Here is a 16513-nt window from a genome sequence, read left to right as displayed (position 1 = left end):
ACGCCCCTTCTGCAAATAAGCGACGTAAGAAATTAGGAATTTTATTAGCAAACAAGAAGATATCGGCAGCAGCTCCCGCACCAAGTAAATGCGCGGTGACAGCATCACGTACTAATCCTAAAATACGTGATAAAAAGGTCATGAAACTCACAACCATACCAGATCGAAATAGGCCTTTCGCCACTGTCCCACCTATATTTTTAAGACATAAAGTAAATTCAGTCCCTCAGTATGCCACAAACTGCTACAATGATGACACCGAGGTATTCACTTTGTAGCGATAATTTATCTTGTTAAGTACTAGTATTAATAAGTGCTTATTTGATATACTCCCGCCACTTGTTCGGTTGAGGCAAGCCAGTACAGCTTTTAAGCTAAACAAAAGTACAAAAGTAATTGACTTTTGCACTTTATATTGGCATATTCCTCGGCCTTTAAATTAAGCTTATTTTAAGATTGTTAGGAGCAAACCTTGGCTAACATCAAGTCTGCAAAAAAACGTGCTATTACGAGCGAAAAGCGTCGTCAGCACAACGCAAGCCGTCGTTCAATGATGCGTACTTTCTTCAAGAAAGTAGTTGCTGAAATCGAAGCGGGTAACAAAGAAGGCGCGCAAGCAGCTTTCGAAAAAGTAGTTCCAGTTTTAGACCGTTACGCAACTAAAGGTCTAATTCACAAGAACAAAGCAGCTCGTAGCAAGAGCCGTCTTGCTGCAAAAATTAAAGCACTTTAATTAGTACTTAATTTTGCAAATAAAAAAACCGGTTAACACCGGTTTTTTTATGCCTGAAATTCAAGCTAAAAAATTAAATCGCCAGTTCAGGCATTAATTTTTTCAAAATGCCCGCAATTTTTTTTGGGGAAAACGGTTTAACAACAAACACTTTTGCGCCTCGTTCAATTGCATCTTTTACATTTTCAACTGTTGAATGTGCCGATACCATTACAACATTTGCTTCTGGCGATATCGCATTGATTTCTTTAATCAATTCTTTGCCATCACCATCTGGTAATTCAATATCTAAAAATATAACGTCATACTGTTTATTTTTAATTTTTTCTAAGCATGCTTGTGCTGTCGAAGCTTCATCGATATTTGCTAAACCAAAGTGAATTAATGTTTGGTGAAGAAAATTTCTCACTGTCCCTACATCGTCTACTATTAAAATAGCGTGCTCACCACTCATAAATCGTCCCGTATTTATTAATGAATTATAATGTTAAACTTATATACTTATAATTCAGATCACAAATTAATGACACTATTGTCAAACGAATTAATACATATGTCTATTAAAATTAAGCGCCAGTCGCTCATGGGCGGCTCAACAAACAAGAAAAAAGTAAAACAGCGAACAGCCCCAAAAAGCAGTACTCAACTACAGTCTGCTGTTGCCAATCAACAAACGGCTTCAAAGCCTTTAGTTGCAACTAAAGAGGCTAAATCAAAAAAAGGCATTTGGTTAACTTTAGCCTTTATTGCAATTGCGGCACTTATTATTCCAAAGCCACAGATGATCTCTTACCAAAAGCTTAATGTCGTTGGCACCAGTATCTATTGGCCTGGTTTTCTAGGTCTTCCTGCAACTATTTTAGATTCTGATTTAACGCTTGCTGGCGAAATTGAACAAGGCAAGATCTACTTATGCGATAACATTAACCAAAACGTAGGATGTCATAAATATCAAATAGTTAAGCAAGAAGGTTTTATTTCTGTATTAACACATCTATTTTCGGATTAGTTTTTTTTATTTGAAAATTGTAGATTTTCTCGTTTGAAGAAAACATTAAATGCTCCGATAATTCTCGCCACTTAGAATTATCGGAGGCACCAAGTGGAAAACTTTATCTTTTTATCAACAAACCTTGTTATTGTCGCTTTATGTATTGGTGCCTTTTTTATTAGTAATACTAAGGTTATCAAGCTGTTTGCAGCAATTTCATTGGTATCGCTTTTTGTTATGCAAAGCATGACAACAGATCCACAACAACATTTATCAAATATCACTCTTATTTTGATTAATGCATTTTACCTTTTTAAGGTTTATACACAGTATCAGCTAGAACAGAACTAAGCATAAAGATACAATAGTGGCATGATTTCGTAATTTTCGGGGCCATGCCATGTCTAATTCAGACTCTGATTTCTTCCTTCAGCAAATGGCTGATGTTACACCGTTAAAGCAAGATGCAATAACAACCCCTAGCACTAATGCAAAAAACGCGCTGAATAATTTCTACAAACAACAAAGTAGCAAACAAATAAGCCTGCTTAATGATGCGCTAACAAATACACAAGTTACTTTTATCGCTCCTGACGACTATATCAGCTTTAAGTCACCTGGGTTACAAGCCGGCGTATTTAAGAATCTGCGTTTAGCCAAGTACGATATTGATGCAAAAATAGAGCTACAAGGTCTATCAATAAAAGAAGCACAAGATACCTTAATAAATGAACTAACGCAGTGCCATCGCCGAAATATCCGTGTGGTATTAATAAAACACGGCGTCGGTAAAGAGAACTCCGAGCAACCAGCCAAAATGAAAAGCTATGTTAATGCCTGGTTGGTTCATTTTCCGTTTGTTCTTGGTTTTCATACTGCACAAACCCACCATGGTGGCTATGGCGCGGTTTATGTATTGCTGAGTAAAAATGAGCAAGCTAAATTAGCGAATAGAGAAATTCACGCAAAAAAATAAGGCTCAATTGAGCCTTATTCTGCATTTGTTACTACTGTAGTTTGGTTTACGGCTTCATCAGCCTGAGTGAACCAAGCACTCACTCCTAAAAAAGCAACCAATAAAGCGACTGAGCTTAATTTGATGCCTTTTGTCATTGCGCGGTGCATAACTCCCCCAAAAATGTATTTTTATTATTGTTTTTTAGTACATAATCTGTACTGGACAATCATTCTAAACAATTTACAAATTTTAACAACCCATTAAAGTGCTGGTTTTACAACCAGTATTTTTAATAACCTAGGTCTTTATTAACTACATTCAGCAAAGGCTGGTTTTGCATTAGTCTCAAATAGTTTTCACACAGCTGCTGAGTAACTGTATCCACATTACTCAAAGCAGAACAATGTGGTGTAATTGTCACACAAGCATGCTGCCAAAATGCATGAGATTTAGGTAATGGCTCGACGCTAAACACGTCTAAAATCGCATGTGCCACATGATTAATACTTAATGCCTTTAGCAAACTTTGCTCTTCAACGATATTACCCCGTGCAACATTAATCAAAACAACCCCTTCTTTTGCTTTTGCTAAAAAGTCATGATTAATAAAATGTGTTGTTTCTTTTGTGGCTGGTAGTAAGCACACAATATAGTCTGCATCTTGTATGGCGTCGGTTAATTGATCGCTGCCATAACAATTAACGTTTGCTAATGACTTTTTAGTTCGTGACCATACTGAAACATCAAAACCATTTAGGTGTAATAAATTCGCACAAGCTGAACCTAACTGCCCTGCTCCTAAAATAGTTACTTTATTACCAGCACGCGCTCTTTTCGGTTTCCACTCGCGTTTTATTTGCTGTTTAAAATAAGTTTCTAAGCGGTGCTGATACGCCAAAATATGTGTAAGAACATAGCGGCTCATATCTTTTGCAAGATTTTCATCCACTATGCGGGTAATCGGTACGTCAGGTAGCCCATCATACTGTAATATGCTGTCGACACCTGCGCCAAAAGAAGCGATTGCTTTACAATTTGTATAGGGCGCTAACGATCCTTTAGGAGGTTGCCAAGCCACAATGTATTCAACTTCCTGGGGTTCTTTTACATTTGGCCATACTTCAATTGTGGTGTTGGGTAATAAATTTTGGAATTTAGCAATGAGTTTATCGAGATTACGATTGGGAATTACTAATAAAATACTCATAAATGAACTCAACTTGGCAAAAAACTTAATCTAAATCAAATTCTAATGTGACTGAGTACCTTTTGACTATCAAAACTTGATCTAGAACAGCTTTTAAATTTTTCAGCTACCGATAATAGCCACATCAAAACAAAAGATGATTCGGGAGATTATCGATGAAAAAATTACTAACTACAGCACTACTTACTTCAGGTCTATTAGCAGCTCCAGCAATGGCTAACCTTAGCGTTAACGTAGGTGCAATCCATGTTAATCCTGATAGCAGCGCAAGCCCTCTAAGCTTAGATGGCACAGGTGTAACAGTAGATAGCAATACACAATTAGGTATTACTTTTGACTATGCGCTAAACGACAATTGGGTTGTTGAGCTAGTTGCAGCAACACCTTTTAGTCATGACATTAACGGCTCTGGCGGTTTAAATGGCGTAGCAATCGGTTCAACAAAACACCTACCACCGTCACTATTTGCTCAGTACCACTTTGGTAGCGCAGACAGCCAGTTCCGTCCTTTCGTGGGTCTTGGCGCAAACTATACAATTTTCTTCAGCGAAGAAGTTGATGGTGAGCTTAAAGCGGCACTAGGCACAGATGATGTTGAACTTAAACTTGATGATTCATTCGGTTTAGCTGCTCAAGTAGGTGCAAACTACTCAATCAATGATAAATGGGGCATTCACGTAATGGCATCATACATTGACATCAACACTGATGCAGAAGTGTGGGCTAACGGTCAAAAAGCGGTTACTTCAGACGTAGCAATCGACCCATTCGTATTTATGCTTGGTGCTAAATACAAATTCTAATCAGAATTTACACTATAAAAAAATCCGGCAATTGCCGGATTTTTTTATATCTTTTAAAAGCTGTTAATTAAAACAGCTCAACGAATAAGACTTATAGGTCGCCTTCGTTTTCAGAAAGGAAAGCAGCAACGCCAGCTGGGCTTGCGTCCATACCTTTTTTACCTTCTTCCCAACCAGCTGGACACACTTCACCGTGCTCAGTGTGGAATGCTAGTGCGTCAACCATACGTAGCATTTCGTCGATGTTACGACCTAGTGGTAAATCGTTAACTACTTGGTGACGTACGTTACCTTCTTCATCGATTAGGAAAGAACCACGGAAAGCAACGCCAGCTTCTGGGTGCTCAACGTCGTATGCTTTACAGATTTCGTGCTTAACGTCAGCAACTAGTGCGTATTTAACTGGACCAATACCGCCTTCGTTAACTGGCGTGTTACGCCATGCGTTGTGTGAGAATTGAGAATCGATAGAAACACCGATAACTTCTACGCCACGCTTTTGGAATTCTTCGAAACGCTTGTCAAAAGCGATTAGCTCTGAAGGACATACGAAAGTAAAGTCTAATGGGTAAAAGAAAACAACTGCTTTTTTACCTTTGATTGCTTCGTGTAAGTTGTAGCTATCTACGATTTCACCGTTGCCTAAAACTGCTGCAGCTGTAAAGTCTGGTGCCTTGCGGCCTACTAATACGCCCATTATTTTCTCCAATTATTTATAATGAAATATCCAGTTGTGATGATTTAACATCATCTCTGGCAATAAATATAATGCCTAAATAAAAAAAACCAAGTGGGCTTGGCTTTTATTTTTAACTAAAGAAAGTGTAACGAATCAGTACACTTAAAGATAATCAATTAAAACGATAAGGCCATTCGATAAAAGCGATTAAGATACTAATAGCAAAATAGTTAGCGCTATTTATTAATCCTAGTCGTTGACGCGTAACGATTTTGCGACAAAAGATAAAAGCTGTTAGAGACGCTGCTATGTCGGCATTTAAACACAAAAAAGCCAGCAAACTTGCTGGCTTTTTTAAAGTAAGATTGCGGTAAATTACGCATCTTGCTCCATAATATCTTCTGGCATAGTTTCTCTAATTTCTTGCCACAATGCGCCAGACTCTAAACCGTATTTACGCACTAAGAAAATAGACTCATCAAATTTATTTTGCTCTGCTAATGCTTTTAACTCTGCAAAAAACTTAAGCGCTAACTTTCGCGTACGCTCATCGGCAAAGTAATGGCGCGCTATACGTGCGTAGAATCCTTTAAAACCATTTAACGTTAGTACGTAAATTGGGTTGCCACAGGCAAATGCCAGTTCGTGGTGCATGCGGTAGTCGTAATCTGCAAACGCTTCAGCTGTGTCGGCTAAATCATCTGCACGAGTCAGTGTTTCGATTACTTTATCTGGATTTGTTTTAATCGCTGAACGCGTATAAATTGCACTAATATTGGTGCGCGCTGAAAGCAGCTGATCAATTAACTCGGGTACTTTAGTTGAGTCTAATTTTGCAAGCGTTTCAAGAATATTAAGGCCTGAGGTTTCCCAATAGTTATTAACACGTGTTGGTTTACCGTGTTGAATTGTCAACCAGCCATCTCGCGCTAAACGCTGTAGCACTTCACGTAAAGTTGTACGTGTTACACCTATAAGCTCTGAAAGCTCACGCTCTGCTGGTAAAATTGAACCTGGCGCAAATTCGCCGTTCCAAATCGATTCAACTATATATTCCTCAGCAAATCCCGCAGGGCTTTTGGCTTTAAAAATTCTCATGAAGTGTCCAGTCGTTCTTGTAATGCTTTTTTAATCAAACTGATTGTACCAGATGCGATTGTTTGCACAAGCAAATAAATGCATAAGATAAAATAGTCTGTAAACTGTTTTTACCAAAGCTCTGTTAATGTTTGTAACGCATTTCACAATACAAAATCACGCAAACCTTAATATTTACGCGGTTTTACAAAATTCCATCGAAAATTCGTGCGAAGCAGTCACGTTTTTTTTATAGTGTGCCCCATTATTAACAAATAATTAGTAACGCCTATGTTATCAAAACTTGCTTACTGGCCTGAACAGCGCTTACCTTGGCTTTTATTGGCAGGCATCGCGCTCATCCTTGAAGGCGCTGCACTTTTCTTCCAATATGCTATGGATTTAGGGCCATGCGTAATGTGTATTTACCAACGTACCGCGATGCTGGGTTTATTATTTGCTGGTATTGCGGGTGCCATTAAACCGCAAAATATTTTTGCTCGTGTTATCGGATTTGCACTTTGGGCTATTTCTGCAATTTGGGGTTACTTAATTGCAGCAGAACATATCGCTATGCAAAATAACACCGACCCATTTGCCTTTGCAGGTTGTGCCTTTGAGCCAAATTTCCCTGAGTTTTTACCACTGCATCAATGGATGCCATGGTTTTTTGAGGTTACGGGTGATTGCGGCAATATCAGCTGGCAATTCCTAGGACTAAGCATGCCAGGCTGGATGCAAGTGATCTTTGCGATTGCAAGCGTAGTATTATTTGTAGTGTTAATCACACGATTACTTTTCGCTAAAAAGATTTAATATGTATTTCTCGACAAAGAATATTTCAGAACTAAACGGTTTATCTGTTAAACAACGACAAGAAGTAATTCACAAAGCAGTTGCAAATTTACCTGCTGGAAAAAAGATAACGTTAAACGTTGTTAAAATTGCTTGTTTAACACCAATATTTTTATTGCTAGCAAATATTGAATCTTGGTGGTTGCTGTTATATTTGTTGATTGTGGGTATATGCTACCCATTAATCACCACACCATTGACACTTATGTTCATTAAGCCAATTTTGGCAAATGCACGAAAAGAGCTTGAAGCTAACAACGAATAAAGGGGCAAATGCCCCTTTTAATTTTATCAATGTTAAAAAACGACTCGCCCTTTCAATTTAGCAATTGAGCGTTCTCCAAACCCTTTTATTTCTGCCAGCTGCTCAAGTGATTTTATCTTCCCGTTTTGTTCACGATAATTAATAATCCGCAGCGCCCGAGACTCACCTATGCCCGGTAAAGTTGCCAACTCCTTAGCATTCGCTGTGTTTAAATTTATTAGTTCACTTTTAACAAGCTTTGTAACTTTTGTATCTTCAGGGTTCACTTCTTTGGGTGCTGCTGAAACAGGTAAAAGCGTAGAAGATACAATTAAAGATAGTGCGCCAAGTACTGGCAGTGAAAATAATTTCATAACGCGCTCCTTTGCGTTGAGGTTCAAACCATTTGAACGTTTGTGAAAGATATAAAGCATTTGCTTTACACTTTTAGGTATAGGTTAAAAATTCTTGTTGTCAAAACCCTTCCGCCTAAAGCGATGAGTGATATAATTTTGGGAGAATTAAGAAGGGTACATTATGATCTCTAAAAACCAGCTAAAACAATTACGTGCGTTATCTCAAAAAAAACAGCGCAAGTTACAAAATTTATTTTTAGTGCAAGGTGAAAAAAACGTACTCGAATTACTCGACAGCAATTTAGTCATTGAACAGCTTTTTGCCACACCAAATTTTTGCGAAAAACACGCATCACAATTAACTGGCCTCAATATTATCACTTGTGAAGAAGAGGAACTTGCAAAGGCAAGTACTCTAGTTAGTAATAATGCCGCCATTGCGATTGTAAAAACGCCAAAACAAAGTGAGCCAAATAGCCAAGGTATTTCCATTGTACTTGATGGCGTTGCCGACCCTGGCAATTTAGGCACTATTATTCGCGTGGCCGACTGGTATGGCATTAAGGAACTGATTTTAAGCCCCGACTGTGCAGACCCGTATAATCCAAAAGTGATCAGCGCGACGATGGGCAGCTTTACTCGCGTCAACATTATTCAAACTGAATTAACTGACTATTTTAGTAAGCAAACACGTCCTGTCTATGGCGCGTACTTAGGCGGCGAAAGCATTCACTCAACCCAGTTTGAAAGCGACTTAATTTTAGTGATGGGCAGCGAATCACATGGCATTCGCGAGCATATTGCCAGTGCGATTACTAAAAAAGTAACCATTCCGGCATTTGGTCAGGCTGAATCACTCAATGTTGCAATGGCAAGCGGCATTATTCTCGATAACATAAAGCGCTGCCAAGGATAAACCATGAAACTCAATTGCGATTTAGGGGAAAGTTTTGGTCAATATACATTAGGTTGTGACGAGCAAGCTATGGCAGTAATTGATATGGCCAATATCGCTTGTGGCTTTCACGCCAGTGATCCAAATGTAATGGCGCAAACACTGAGTCTAGCGAAAATGCATAATGTTGAGATTGGTGCACACCCAAGTTATCCCGATAGGCAAGGTTTCGGCAGGCGCAGCATGCAACTATCAAATTCAGAGCTTACCAATTTATTGCACTACCAAATCGCAACGCTGGAAGGCATGGCAAAAGTACAAGGGCTTAGCCTAAGCTACGTAAAACCCCACGGCGCACTTTATAACGATATGATGGCAAACTCTGAGTTACTTACCACCATTGCACAGGCAATCGCGAAATATCCAACAACTTTAAAGTTAATGGTGCTAAGTAAAGTCGATAATAGCCAAGCAATTCAAATCGCACAAAAAGCTGGTATTGAATTGCTGTTTGAAGTCTTCGCCGATAGGCAATACAATCCAGATGGCTCGTTGGTATCACGCAACCTTGCAGGTGCTGTGCACGATGAAACCAAGCTACTTGAGCAAGTGAGTGAGTTAAAGCAATTTGGCACAATTACTACCCGTGATGGCGGTAAGTTAACGCTGCAATGCGACTCGTTATGTGTACACGGTGATAATCCTAGTGCAGTTGGTCAAATAGCAAAAATCAAACAGATTATTGGTAGCAATGAGTAACCCTAGCTATCGCATTTTTGATGCCAGTGAACATGCGGTTTTAATTTATTTTAGTAACACTATTTCAAGCGAGCAAACGCAAAAACTCGCTGCCTTTTCACACGCTTTAAAGGCATCACTGGGTGAATTAATTGTTGATGTGACCATTTCCTACACCAGTGCGTTAGTTACTTACCAAAGCCTCAGTATTGATCACTTCTCAATAAAGCAAAAAATTAAAAGCATACTTTCCCAGCTAAACGATATTGCATTTTCAGTAAAACAAATCGAGCTACCCGCCTATTATCATAGCGAAGTAGGTGCTGATCTAAACGCCATGGCAAAAGCAAAAAACCTGACTGTAACTGATATTATCAAATACCACAGCGAACAAATTTACAGTGTATTTGCTATTGGCTTTGCTCCTGGTTTTGCATTTTTAGGTGAAGTAAACCCAATACTTGCCACTCCACGCCTTGCGACTCCTCGTAAAAAAGTAGCCAAGGGTTCAATCGCCATCGCGGATAGGCAAACTGCGGTTTATCCAGCAGCTTCACCCGGGGGTTGGAATCTTATTGGCAACTGCCCTATTTCACTATTTGATGCTGAAAATACACCACCTTTGCCTTTTAATATTGGTGATAGCGTGAAGTTTATACCTATTGAGCGTAATGAGTTTATTCGCTTAGGAGGCTACATTGACTAGCGTGCTCAAAGTGATAAACCCAGGGCTCTATTGCTGCGTTCAAGATTTGGGGCGATTCGGGCAAAACCATTTAGGCCTTACCACAGGTGGATGCCACGACCAATATGCCTTTAAAGTTGCCAATGCCCTTGTCGGCAACCCAATTAATAGCCCTGCACTTGAGTTAACACTTGGTGGCTTTCGCGCGGAAGTACTAGCGCCAATTACAATTGCACTCACAGGGCCAAATGTCGGGTTTACGATTAACAATAAAAGCCAAGTGCTTTGGCAAAGTATTCAAGTAGCACGTGGCGATGTAATTGAAATTGCAACGCCCCACATTGGCTTGCGGCACACGCTTGCAATTTCAGGTGGTATCAAGGCGCAGTCCCATTTTACAAGTGTTAGTACTGTCATGCGTGAAGGACTTGGCTGCAAAATTGAAGCTAACACACTGATAAAACAGCAAGCACCTCGTTTTACAAAGCAAAAGAGGTTACCTGCTAACTTAATACCTGATTATTGCCAAAACACACTGCTTAATATGGTGCTAGCGCTGCAACATCATGAATTTTCAGCGGCTGATTTGAACCGCTTTCTGAGTTCAAGTTATACCGTAACTGGGCAAAGTGACCGCATGGGTTATCGTTTACAAGGCGCGACATTAGAAAGCCCAGCAGGTGCGCGATTTTCTGAGGGTATTAACCTAGGTGCCATACAAGTCCCTGCCGATGGCCAACCCATAGTACTTTTAAATGATCGCCAAACCATTGGCGGCTATCCGAAACTTGGCTCAGTCACCGCAGTAGATTGTGCAAACTTATTACAAAAACGCGCGGGTGATGAAGTGGCGTTTAATGCGATAAGTATTGAAAAAGCGCAAAACCTTAATCACCTCGCCCAAGTCAAATTACAGCGCGCGCTCGATGCTCTAAAGCAATCCTAAAAGGAATTGGTATAAAACTAAAAAAGCGCCTTTTTTTGTGGTTGGGAAATCTGTTTTAAAGTTTATGCTTCTTCAAGTAACTCTTGCGTTGAGTTAATCGCAATTTTACGTGGCTTATGCGCTTCTGGAATTTCACGAAGCAAAGTAATGTTCAATAAACCGTTTTCTAAATTTGCGCCAACAACTTTAACATGATCGCCTAACTGGAATTTGTGCTCAAAGTTTCGCTCAGCAATGCCTTGGTGAATAAATTTACGCTCAGCTTGCGACTCTTTTTCTGCTTTCACGCCCGATACTTTTAGCGTGTTTTTCTCTGTTTCAATGGTTAACTCAGATTCTAAAAAGCCTGCAACAGCCATAGTAATTTGATAGTCATTTTCACCTAAAAGCTCAATATTGTAAGGTGGAAAATTTGATTGTTTGGTATTGCGGCTCGCGTTATCCATCATTTGAGCTAAGTGATCAAAACCGATGAAAGAACGATAAAGTGGAGATAGATCTAAATTACGCATAGTATATATCCTCATAAAGCGATAATTGTCTTAAAAACGACTCTCCTAAAGCGGACAAGTCTTAAATAAAGTCAGGCAATTCAAATTGTTACCTGAGTAGAAAACCCTTATGGCGTCTTCATAACTAGATATGTGGTGGCTAAATTCTTTTTCAAGGTATTAATTTAAATTTTTTTAATTAACCACCTAAACTTCATCTTTAGAGAACACTTCAACCCTATGAAATTAAAAATAAAAAGCATCATTTCAAATATTTTATTTTTTTCTGTGATTTTTTTCGTAATCACCACTTTTCAGCAGCGAAACTTACTCAGTAACGACCAACCAGCACCCTATTTTAATTTAGAAACACTAGAAACCGGCGAGCGAGTATCCATTAAATCGTTACAAAACCAACAAACTGTGGTTTATTTTTTTGCCCCTTGGTGCACTGTATGTAAACTCAGCATGCCAAACCTCGATAAGCTGGCTAAAAATGGCAGTATCAATGCTATAGCCATTGCCGCTGACTATGAGAGTAAACAACAGGTTGAAGCATTTGTAGATGAACTATCCCTCAGCATGCCGGTGTTATTAGCCGATAGCCACACCGCTAGTAATTATAAAATTTCTGCCTTTCCCACTTATTATGTGATTTCAGAAGATTTAAAAATTATTGCCAAGTCGATGGGTTATTCCACAGAATTAGGTCTAAGAGCTCGCAGCTTTTAGACAAAATAGCAGCTAGCCATTAAAATACACGTATCTTAATTTACATTCGAGATTCCAATGCCAAAAGCATGTGCGTATCACATCTTAGTTAATACTGAAAAACTTTGTTTAGAATTAAAAGAAAAGCTTAAAAAAGGAGCTGACTTTAACAAGCTTGCAAAACAACATTCAACCTGCCCGTCGCGTAAACGCGGTGGCGACTTAGGTGAATTTAACAAAGGTGATATGGTAAAAGCATTTGATGATGTGGTTTTTAAAAAGCCATTATTTGAAGTGCACGGCCCTGTAAAAACTAAATTTGGTTATCACTTAATTAAAACAGTTTACCGTACTTAACCTGATCTCGTGATAACAAAAACATTTTTATTTAAAACACCCATCGTTATTTGCGAATGATGCGATTGAGTTAATCAATTTCACAAAAACGTTTTTCGCTGACACAATGGGTTCATTAAATTTAAAGAGGAAAGAATAATGTTTACAGTAATTTTTGGCCGTGATGGCTGCCCATTTTGTGTTCGTGCAAAAGAATTAGCAGAGCGTTTAACCCAGGAGCGTGATGATTTTAAATTCCGTTACGTAGATATTATTAAAGAAGGCGTATCAAAAGCGGATTTAGAGAAATCAGCTGGCAAGCCATGTGAAACAGTACCTCAAATATTTTTAGATCAAAAACACATTGGCGGCTTCACTGATTTTGAAGCATACGCAAAAGAGCACTTAGGCTTATACGCTGAGTAATTATCAACACTAATGTGTTTAAATCTATGTATTTAAAAAGTAAAAAAGCAGCCATTAGCTGCTTTTTTTGATTTTGAAAATGCACAAAATACTTAAACAAGCTCTTTTACTTTTTCCCAAATCGCAACCACATGATCGCGGTCTTCATCAGTTAGTTCGCCATTGCGATACGCTTTAACCAGTGATTTTTCGATTTTTTCATTTAATTCATCACTACTTAAATCATCACCTTCAACTTGCGCGTAACCTACTTGCAAATCAAAGTGGCCACGTAAGTAACCGCTTGCAAACAACTCATCATCGGTCGCTGTTTCAACCAGTTTATCAAAGAACTCATTGGCCTTATCAACATACGCTAAAAATTGCATTTATTTTTCCTCTTCAAGGCCCACTGCATACATCACATGATCGTTGTATCCAGTTACCACTTTTATAAAACCTGATAGTTCGTCATCTAACACGCTGTCGCCTGTGTCACAAATAAGCGGACGGCCATTTAATGCTTGCAGTTTACGTTTAGTAGCAACCACAATAATATTTTCTTTACCTACTTGGCGAATAAGTTCAGGGCTAAGCTGCTGATTGCCGCGACCAAAAATATGGCCTTGCCCGCCAATTAAGGTAATCACAATTTTAGTCGGCTTGTCCTTGGTTAAATCAATTAGCTGCTGTGCGGTACAATCTGCGGCAATAACGTCTTGGTCGAGTACAACATCGACACCGAGTAAGGTGTTTTCAAGCCCCATTTCATCCATAATTGCAGCAACCGTAGAGCCAGAGCCCATTACATAATATTCGTCATCTTCCATTTCTGACACAACATAGGCCGATAAGTCAGCAAGTACTAACTCATCCGTTTCTTTTCCGCCGCTTTTAACTGCTTGCACATAGCGTAATTCGCTTGGCACTTGCATTTCACCATAGCGTTTGGCTTTTACAACCCCTTCACGAAATGCCGATTCATCAATATCCATTACATCCGCATCTGAAAGCGTAACTAGCTCGCCATTTATCAGCATTTCAACAACGCGCCCTGCTGCTTTTGGGGTAATCGCATAAACGCCAGAATGAATTTTACAACCTGCGGGGATACCAAGTACGGTTGTATTATCGCTAACCACACTGCACACATTGCGCGCTGTACCATCACCACCAGCAAATAAAATTAAATCAACGCCTTGTTCAATTAAGCTTTTAACCGTTAATTCTGTATCAGCAGGTGATGTGTTCTCACCAACCGTCAACACAACCTGAGTAGCAAAGCCCATTTCTTCAGCAAGGGTTTGCCCCATTTTGCCACTTGGGGTGAATATTTGAATCTGTTCTTTATAAGGCAAAAGCACTTCAAGTGCCGCTTGGGTTCGTTTATGCGATTTTGGCTCTGCACCAAGCGCAAGCGCCTCTTCAGTAACATTATCACTGCCTTTTAGGCCAACACTGCCGCCTAAACCAGCAACAGGGTTGATAATAAGGCCTAGTTTAAACTGCTTCATCATTGATTAATTCATCCTGCCAAGTAAATTGCGCGCGTGTTAACGGGTATGGTGTGTGATAAAAATTACATAATGCCTTAATTAAGGTTTCAGTACGCTTATTAAACCCGCTCTCAAGTAACTCACATACCTTTTTGTAAACCTTACGCTGAAATGCAAAGCGACACGTTTGTGCGCCGTTTAAGTTATCTGCTGATACATTAAAATTAAAGCCAGCTGCTACACTGAGTGCCCATTCAATGGCTTGTGGGTGCACTTCCACTTTTTCAAATTCAGCTTGCTGCGCTTCATCACGCCCATCTGGGCAATACCAGTAACCGTAATCTTCTAATAAGCGTCTAGCCTCACCTGCCACTAACCAATGCGCCACTTCATGCAGGCCACTGGCATAATAACCATGGGCAAATTCAATGCGATGAAATGCTGTATTGTCATCTGCAGGCAGATAAATCGGCTCGCCATCGCCTTTCACTAAACGTGTGTTTAGGGTGCGCTCAAAACAGCTATTAAAGATGGAAATTAAATCTTGATAACGATGCATAACGATAGGTACAGCAAAAAATTGCTGGCATTTTAGCAAAAATAAAAAGGGGCTGAAATAGCCCCTTTTTTAAATATCTGCGGTAATTATTCAGCTTGCCCTGGAATTGGGCCTGGCTGCACATTCACATGCTTGTTTTGCCCTTGATGACGCAATAAGTGGTCCATCAAGGTAATTGCCAACATGGCCTCGGCAATTGGAATTGCACGAATACCCACACACGGATCATGACGACCTTTGGTGATCATTTCAACCGGCTCGTTTTGCGTATTAATGCTTTTACCTGGCACTGTAATGCTCGATGTTGGTTTAAGCGCAATAGATGCCACAATATCTTGCCCAGTTGAAATGCCCGCAAGTACACCGCCTGCGTGATTTGATTTAAAGCCTTCAGGAGTAATGGTGTCGCGATGCTCTGAGCCTTTTTGCTCAATCACTTCAAAACCGTCACCGATTTCAACGCCTTTTACTGCGTTAATGCTCATCAGTGAATGGGCAATTTCAGCATCTAAACGATCAAATACTGGCTCACCTAATCCCACAGGTACATTTTTCGCAACCACAGTGACTTTGGCACCAATTGAATCACCTTCTTTTTTCAGCGCGCGCATATATTCATCAAGCGCATCTAGCTTAGTGCTATCGGGAAAAAAGAATGGGTTTTCTTCAACCACAGACCAATCAAATTGCTCTGCTTTAATTGGCCCAAGTTGCGATAAACACGCATTAATTTCAACACCATGAAATTGTTTTAAATACTTTTTAGCAATTGCGCCTGCGGCAACACGAATGGCTGTTTCGCGCGCTGACGAGCGACCGCCGCCACGGTAATCGCGAATGCCGTATTTGTGCCAGTAAGTATAATCACCATGACCTGGACGATACACATCAGCAATTTTTGAATAATCTTTTGAGCGCTGATCGCCATTTTCGATAAGCAGGCCAATGCTGGTGCCTGTCGTTTTACCTTCAAAAATACCCGATAAAATTTTAACGGCATCTTCTTCGCGGCGCTGCGTGGTGTAACGACTTTGCCCAGGCTTTCGTCTGTCTAAATCGATTTGTAGGTCAGCTTCACAAATCTCCAACCCCGGCGGGCAGCCATCGACCACCCCACCCAGTGCAATACCATGGCTTTCGCCAAAAGTACTCACCTTAAATAATTGACCAATACTATTTCCGGCCATAACGTCTCATTTCCTCATTCCCAAATGGCAGCGTTGGTAGATACAGTGCCGCCAAACTGCGTTTTTACTTAGGGTCTGTTGATCTTTGCTGTTCTATTTTTGTTCTGTTTGAGCGTGTTTTTATCGCGGCGCTCGATGTGTGGCCTAGCAATCTAAGCGAA

General features: G+C 39.9%; 26 protein-coding genes. 14 read left to right on the top strand and 12 right to left on the bottom strand.

The features are described 5' to 3' along the window. Nucleotides 1-184, bottom strand: a 184-nt coding sequence (locus ON073_RS17920; RefSeq protein WP_274763248.1) for a lipid II flippase MurJ, incomplete at its 3' end; no start/stop codon positions are given. Nucleotides 185-472: 288 nt separating this feature from the next. Between ON073_RS17920 and rpsT the strand changes: the two genes are divergently transcribed. Then, complete coding sequence (rpsT, locus tag ON073_RS17915) at nt 473-733, top strand: 30S ribosomal protein S20 (RefSeq protein WP_274763246.1); 261 nt, start codon at nt 473-475, stop codon at nt 731-733. A gap of 73 nt (nt 734-806) precedes the next feature. Here the strand turns inward: rpsT and ON073_RS17910 are convergent, their stop codons facing one another. Continuing rightward, the gene (locus ON073_RS17910) at nt 807-1187 is read right to left on the bottom strand and encodes a response regulator (RefSeq protein ID WP_274763245.1); all 381 of its coding nucleotides are present in this window, start codon (nt 1185-1187) and stop codon (nt 807-809) included. Between the two features lie 99 nt (nt 1188-1286). Between ON073_RS17910 and ON073_RS17905 the strand changes: the two genes are divergently transcribed. From ON073_RS17905 to smrA, 3 genes are all read left to right on the top strand, one after another. After that, nucleotides 1287-1742: a hypothetical protein gene (locus ON073_RS17905; RefSeq protein ID WP_274763244.1), complete on the top strand. Its 456-nt coding sequence runs from the start codon at nt 1287-1289 to the stop codon at nt 1740-1742. 93 nt (nt 1743-1835) lie between these two features. After that, entirely contained in the window at nt 1836-2075 is a 240-nt protein-coding gene (locus ON073_RS17900; protein WP_274763243.1) for a hypothetical protein, read from the top strand. 49 nt (nt 2076-2124) lie between these two features. Beyond that, nucleotides 2125-2700 (top strand): DNA endonuclease SmrA, encoded by a 576-nt coding sequence (gene smrA, locus ON073_RS17895; protein ID WP_274763242.1) that lies wholly within the window; start codon nt 2125-2127, stop codon nt 2698-2700. Between the two features lie 14 nt (nt 2701-2714). Here smrA and ON073_RS17890 read toward each other — a convergent pair whose 3' ends face one another. After that, nucleotides 2715-2849 carry a hypothetical protein gene (locus ON073_RS17890; RefSeq protein ID WP_274763241.1) on the bottom strand — a complete coding sequence of 45 codons (135 nt, stop codon included), beginning with the start codon at nt 2847-2849 and terminating at the stop codon, nt 2715-2717. 122 nt (nt 2850-2971) lie between these two features. Beyond that, on the bottom strand, nt 2972-3889 hold the full coding sequence (locus ON073_RS17885; protein WP_274763240.1) for a 2-hydroxyacid dehydrogenase: 918 nt from the start codon (nt 3887-3889) through the stop codon (nt 2972-2974). A gap of 155 nt (nt 3890-4044) precedes the next feature. On the opposite strand from ON073_RS17885, the gene ON073_RS17880 reads away from it, so the two are divergent. Then, a complete protein-coding gene (locus ON073_RS17880; protein ID WP_274763239.1) occupies nt 4045-4692 on the top strand; it encodes an OmpW/AlkL family protein in 648 nt (215 codons plus the stop codon). Between the two features lie 91 nt (nt 4693-4783). On the opposite strand, the gene ON073_RS17875 is transcribed toward ON073_RS17880, so the two are convergent. After that, nucleotides 4784-5389: a peroxiredoxin C gene (locus ON073_RS17875; protein WP_274763238.1), complete on the bottom strand. Its 606-nt coding sequence runs from the start codon at nt 5387-5389 to the stop codon at nt 4784-4786. A gap of 357 nt (nt 5390-5746) precedes the next feature. Then, entirely contained in the window at nt 5747-6469 is a 723-nt protein-coding gene (fadR, locus tag ON073_RS17870; RefSeq protein ID WP_274763237.1) for a fatty acid metabolism transcriptional regulator FadR, read from the bottom strand. A 270-nt stretch (nt 6470-6739) separates the two neighbouring features. On the opposite strand from fadR, the gene dsbB reads away from it, so the two are divergent. Continuing rightward, nucleotides 6740-7264, top strand: coding sequence for a disulfide bond formation protein DsbB (gene dsbB / locus ON073_RS17865; RefSeq protein WP_274763236.1), 525 nt, complete (start codon nt 6740-6742; stop codon nt 7262-7264). 1 nt (nt 7265) lies between these two features. Continuing rightward, nucleotides 7266-7568: a DUF6170 family protein gene (locus ON073_RS17860; protein WP_274763235.1), complete on the top strand. Its 303-nt coding sequence runs from the start codon at nt 7266-7268 to the stop codon at nt 7566-7568. Between the two features lie 32 nt (nt 7569-7600). Here the strand turns inward: ON073_RS17860 and ON073_RS17855 are convergent, their stop codons facing one another. Then, nucleotides 7601-7921, bottom strand: a complete 321-nt coding sequence (locus tag ON073_RS17855) for a ComEA family DNA-binding protein (protein WP_274763234.1) — start codon at nt 7919-7921, stop codon at nt 7601-7603. A gap of 163 nt (nt 7922-8084) precedes the next feature. Here ON073_RS17855 and ON073_RS17850 point away from each other — a divergent pair, with 163 nt between their 5' ends. From ON073_RS17850 to ON073_RS17835, 4 genes are read left to right on the top strand one after another with little or no spacing between them, the layout of a single operon-like run. Further along, on the top strand, nt 8085-8819 hold the full coding sequence (locus ON073_RS17850) for a TrmH family RNA methyltransferase (RefSeq protein ID WP_274763233.1): 735 nt from the start codon (nt 8085-8087) through the stop codon (nt 8817-8819). Between the two features lie 3 nt (nt 8820-8822). After that, nucleotides 8823-9557: a 5-oxoprolinase subunit PxpA gene (locus tag ON073_RS17845; protein ID WP_274763232.1), complete on the top strand. Its 735-nt coding sequence runs from the start codon at nt 8823-8825 to the stop codon at nt 9555-9557. Next, a complete protein-coding gene (gene pxpB / locus ON073_RS17840; RefSeq protein ID WP_274763231.1) occupies nt 9550-10242 on the top strand; it encodes a 5-oxoprolinase subunit PxpB in 693 nt (230 codons plus the stop codon). The genes ON073_RS17845 and pxpB overlap by 8 nt, the downstream gene beginning before the upstream one ends. A gap of 1 nt (nt 10243) precedes the next feature. Further along, nucleotides 10244-11167: a 5-oxoprolinase subunit C family protein gene (locus ON073_RS17835; protein ID WP_274763249.1), complete on the top strand. Its 924-nt coding sequence runs from the start codon at nt 10244-10246 to the stop codon at nt 11165-11167. 62 nt (nt 11168-11229) lie between these two features. On the opposite strand, the gene ON073_RS17830 is transcribed toward ON073_RS17835, so the two are convergent. Beyond that, nucleotides 11230-11679 carry an Hsp20 family protein gene (locus tag ON073_RS17830; RefSeq protein ID WP_010560673.1) on the bottom strand — a complete coding sequence of 150 codons (450 nt, stop codon included), beginning with the start codon at nt 11677-11679 and terminating at the stop codon, nt 11230-11232. A gap of 219 nt (nt 11680-11898) precedes the next feature. Here ON073_RS17830 and ON073_RS17825 point away from each other — a divergent pair, with 219 nt between their 5' ends. From ON073_RS17825 to ON073_RS17815, 3 genes are all read left to right on the top strand, one after another. Further along, nucleotides 11899-12390 carry a TlpA family protein disulfide reductase gene (locus ON073_RS17825; protein WP_054978496.1) on the top strand — a complete coding sequence of 164 codons (492 nt, stop codon included), beginning with the start codon at nt 11899-11901 and terminating at the stop codon, nt 12388-12390. Between the two features lie 57 nt (nt 12391-12447). Beyond that, the gene (gene ppiC, locus ON073_RS17820) at nt 12448-12726 is read left to right on the top strand and encodes a peptidylprolyl isomerase PpiC (RefSeq protein WP_010560675.1); all 279 of its coding nucleotides are present in this window, start codon (nt 12448-12450) and stop codon (nt 12724-12726) included. A 138-nt stretch (nt 12727-12864) separates the two neighbouring features. Continuing rightward, complete coding sequence (locus tag ON073_RS17815; RefSeq protein ID WP_010560676.1) at nt 12865-13131, top strand: GrxA family glutaredoxin; 267 nt, start codon at nt 12865-12867, stop codon at nt 13129-13131. 92 nt (nt 13132-13223) lie between these two features. Here the strand turns inward: ON073_RS17815 and ON073_RS17810 are convergent, their stop codons facing one another. The 4 genes from ON073_RS17810 to aroC all read right to left on the bottom strand — a co-directional run bounded on the left by ON073_RS17810 (nt 13224) and on the right by aroC (nt 16352). Then, a complete protein-coding gene (locus tag ON073_RS17810) occupies nt 13224-13499 on the bottom strand; it encodes a YfcL family protein (protein WP_274763230.1) in 276 nt (91 codons plus the stop codon). Continuing rightward, entirely contained in the window at nt 13500-14627 is a 1128-nt protein-coding gene (locus tag ON073_RS17805) for an ATP-NAD kinase family protein (protein WP_274763229.1), read from the bottom strand. Beyond that, nucleotides 14611-15165 carry an elongation factor P hydroxylase gene (locus tag ON073_RS17800; RefSeq protein ID WP_274763228.1) on the bottom strand — a complete coding sequence of 185 codons (555 nt, stop codon included), beginning with the start codon at nt 15163-15165 and terminating at the stop codon, nt 14611-14613. The genes ON073_RS17805 and ON073_RS17800 overlap by 17 nt, the downstream gene beginning before the upstream one ends. A gap of 86 nt (nt 15166-15251) precedes the next feature. Next, entirely contained in the window at nt 15252-16352 is a 1101-nt protein-coding gene (gene aroC / locus ON073_RS17795) for a chorismate synthase (RefSeq protein ID WP_274763227.1), read from the bottom strand. Nucleotides 16353-16513 lie beyond the last annotated feature (161 nt).

Origin of the sequence: Pseudoalteromonas sp. G4, assembly GCF_028875915.1 — a bacterium.
Taxonomy (GTDB): Bacteria; Pseudomonadota; Gammaproteobacteria; order Enterobacterales; family Alteromonadaceae; genus Pseudoalteromonas.
This window is presented reverse-complemented; position numbering and strand designations above follow the sequence as displayed.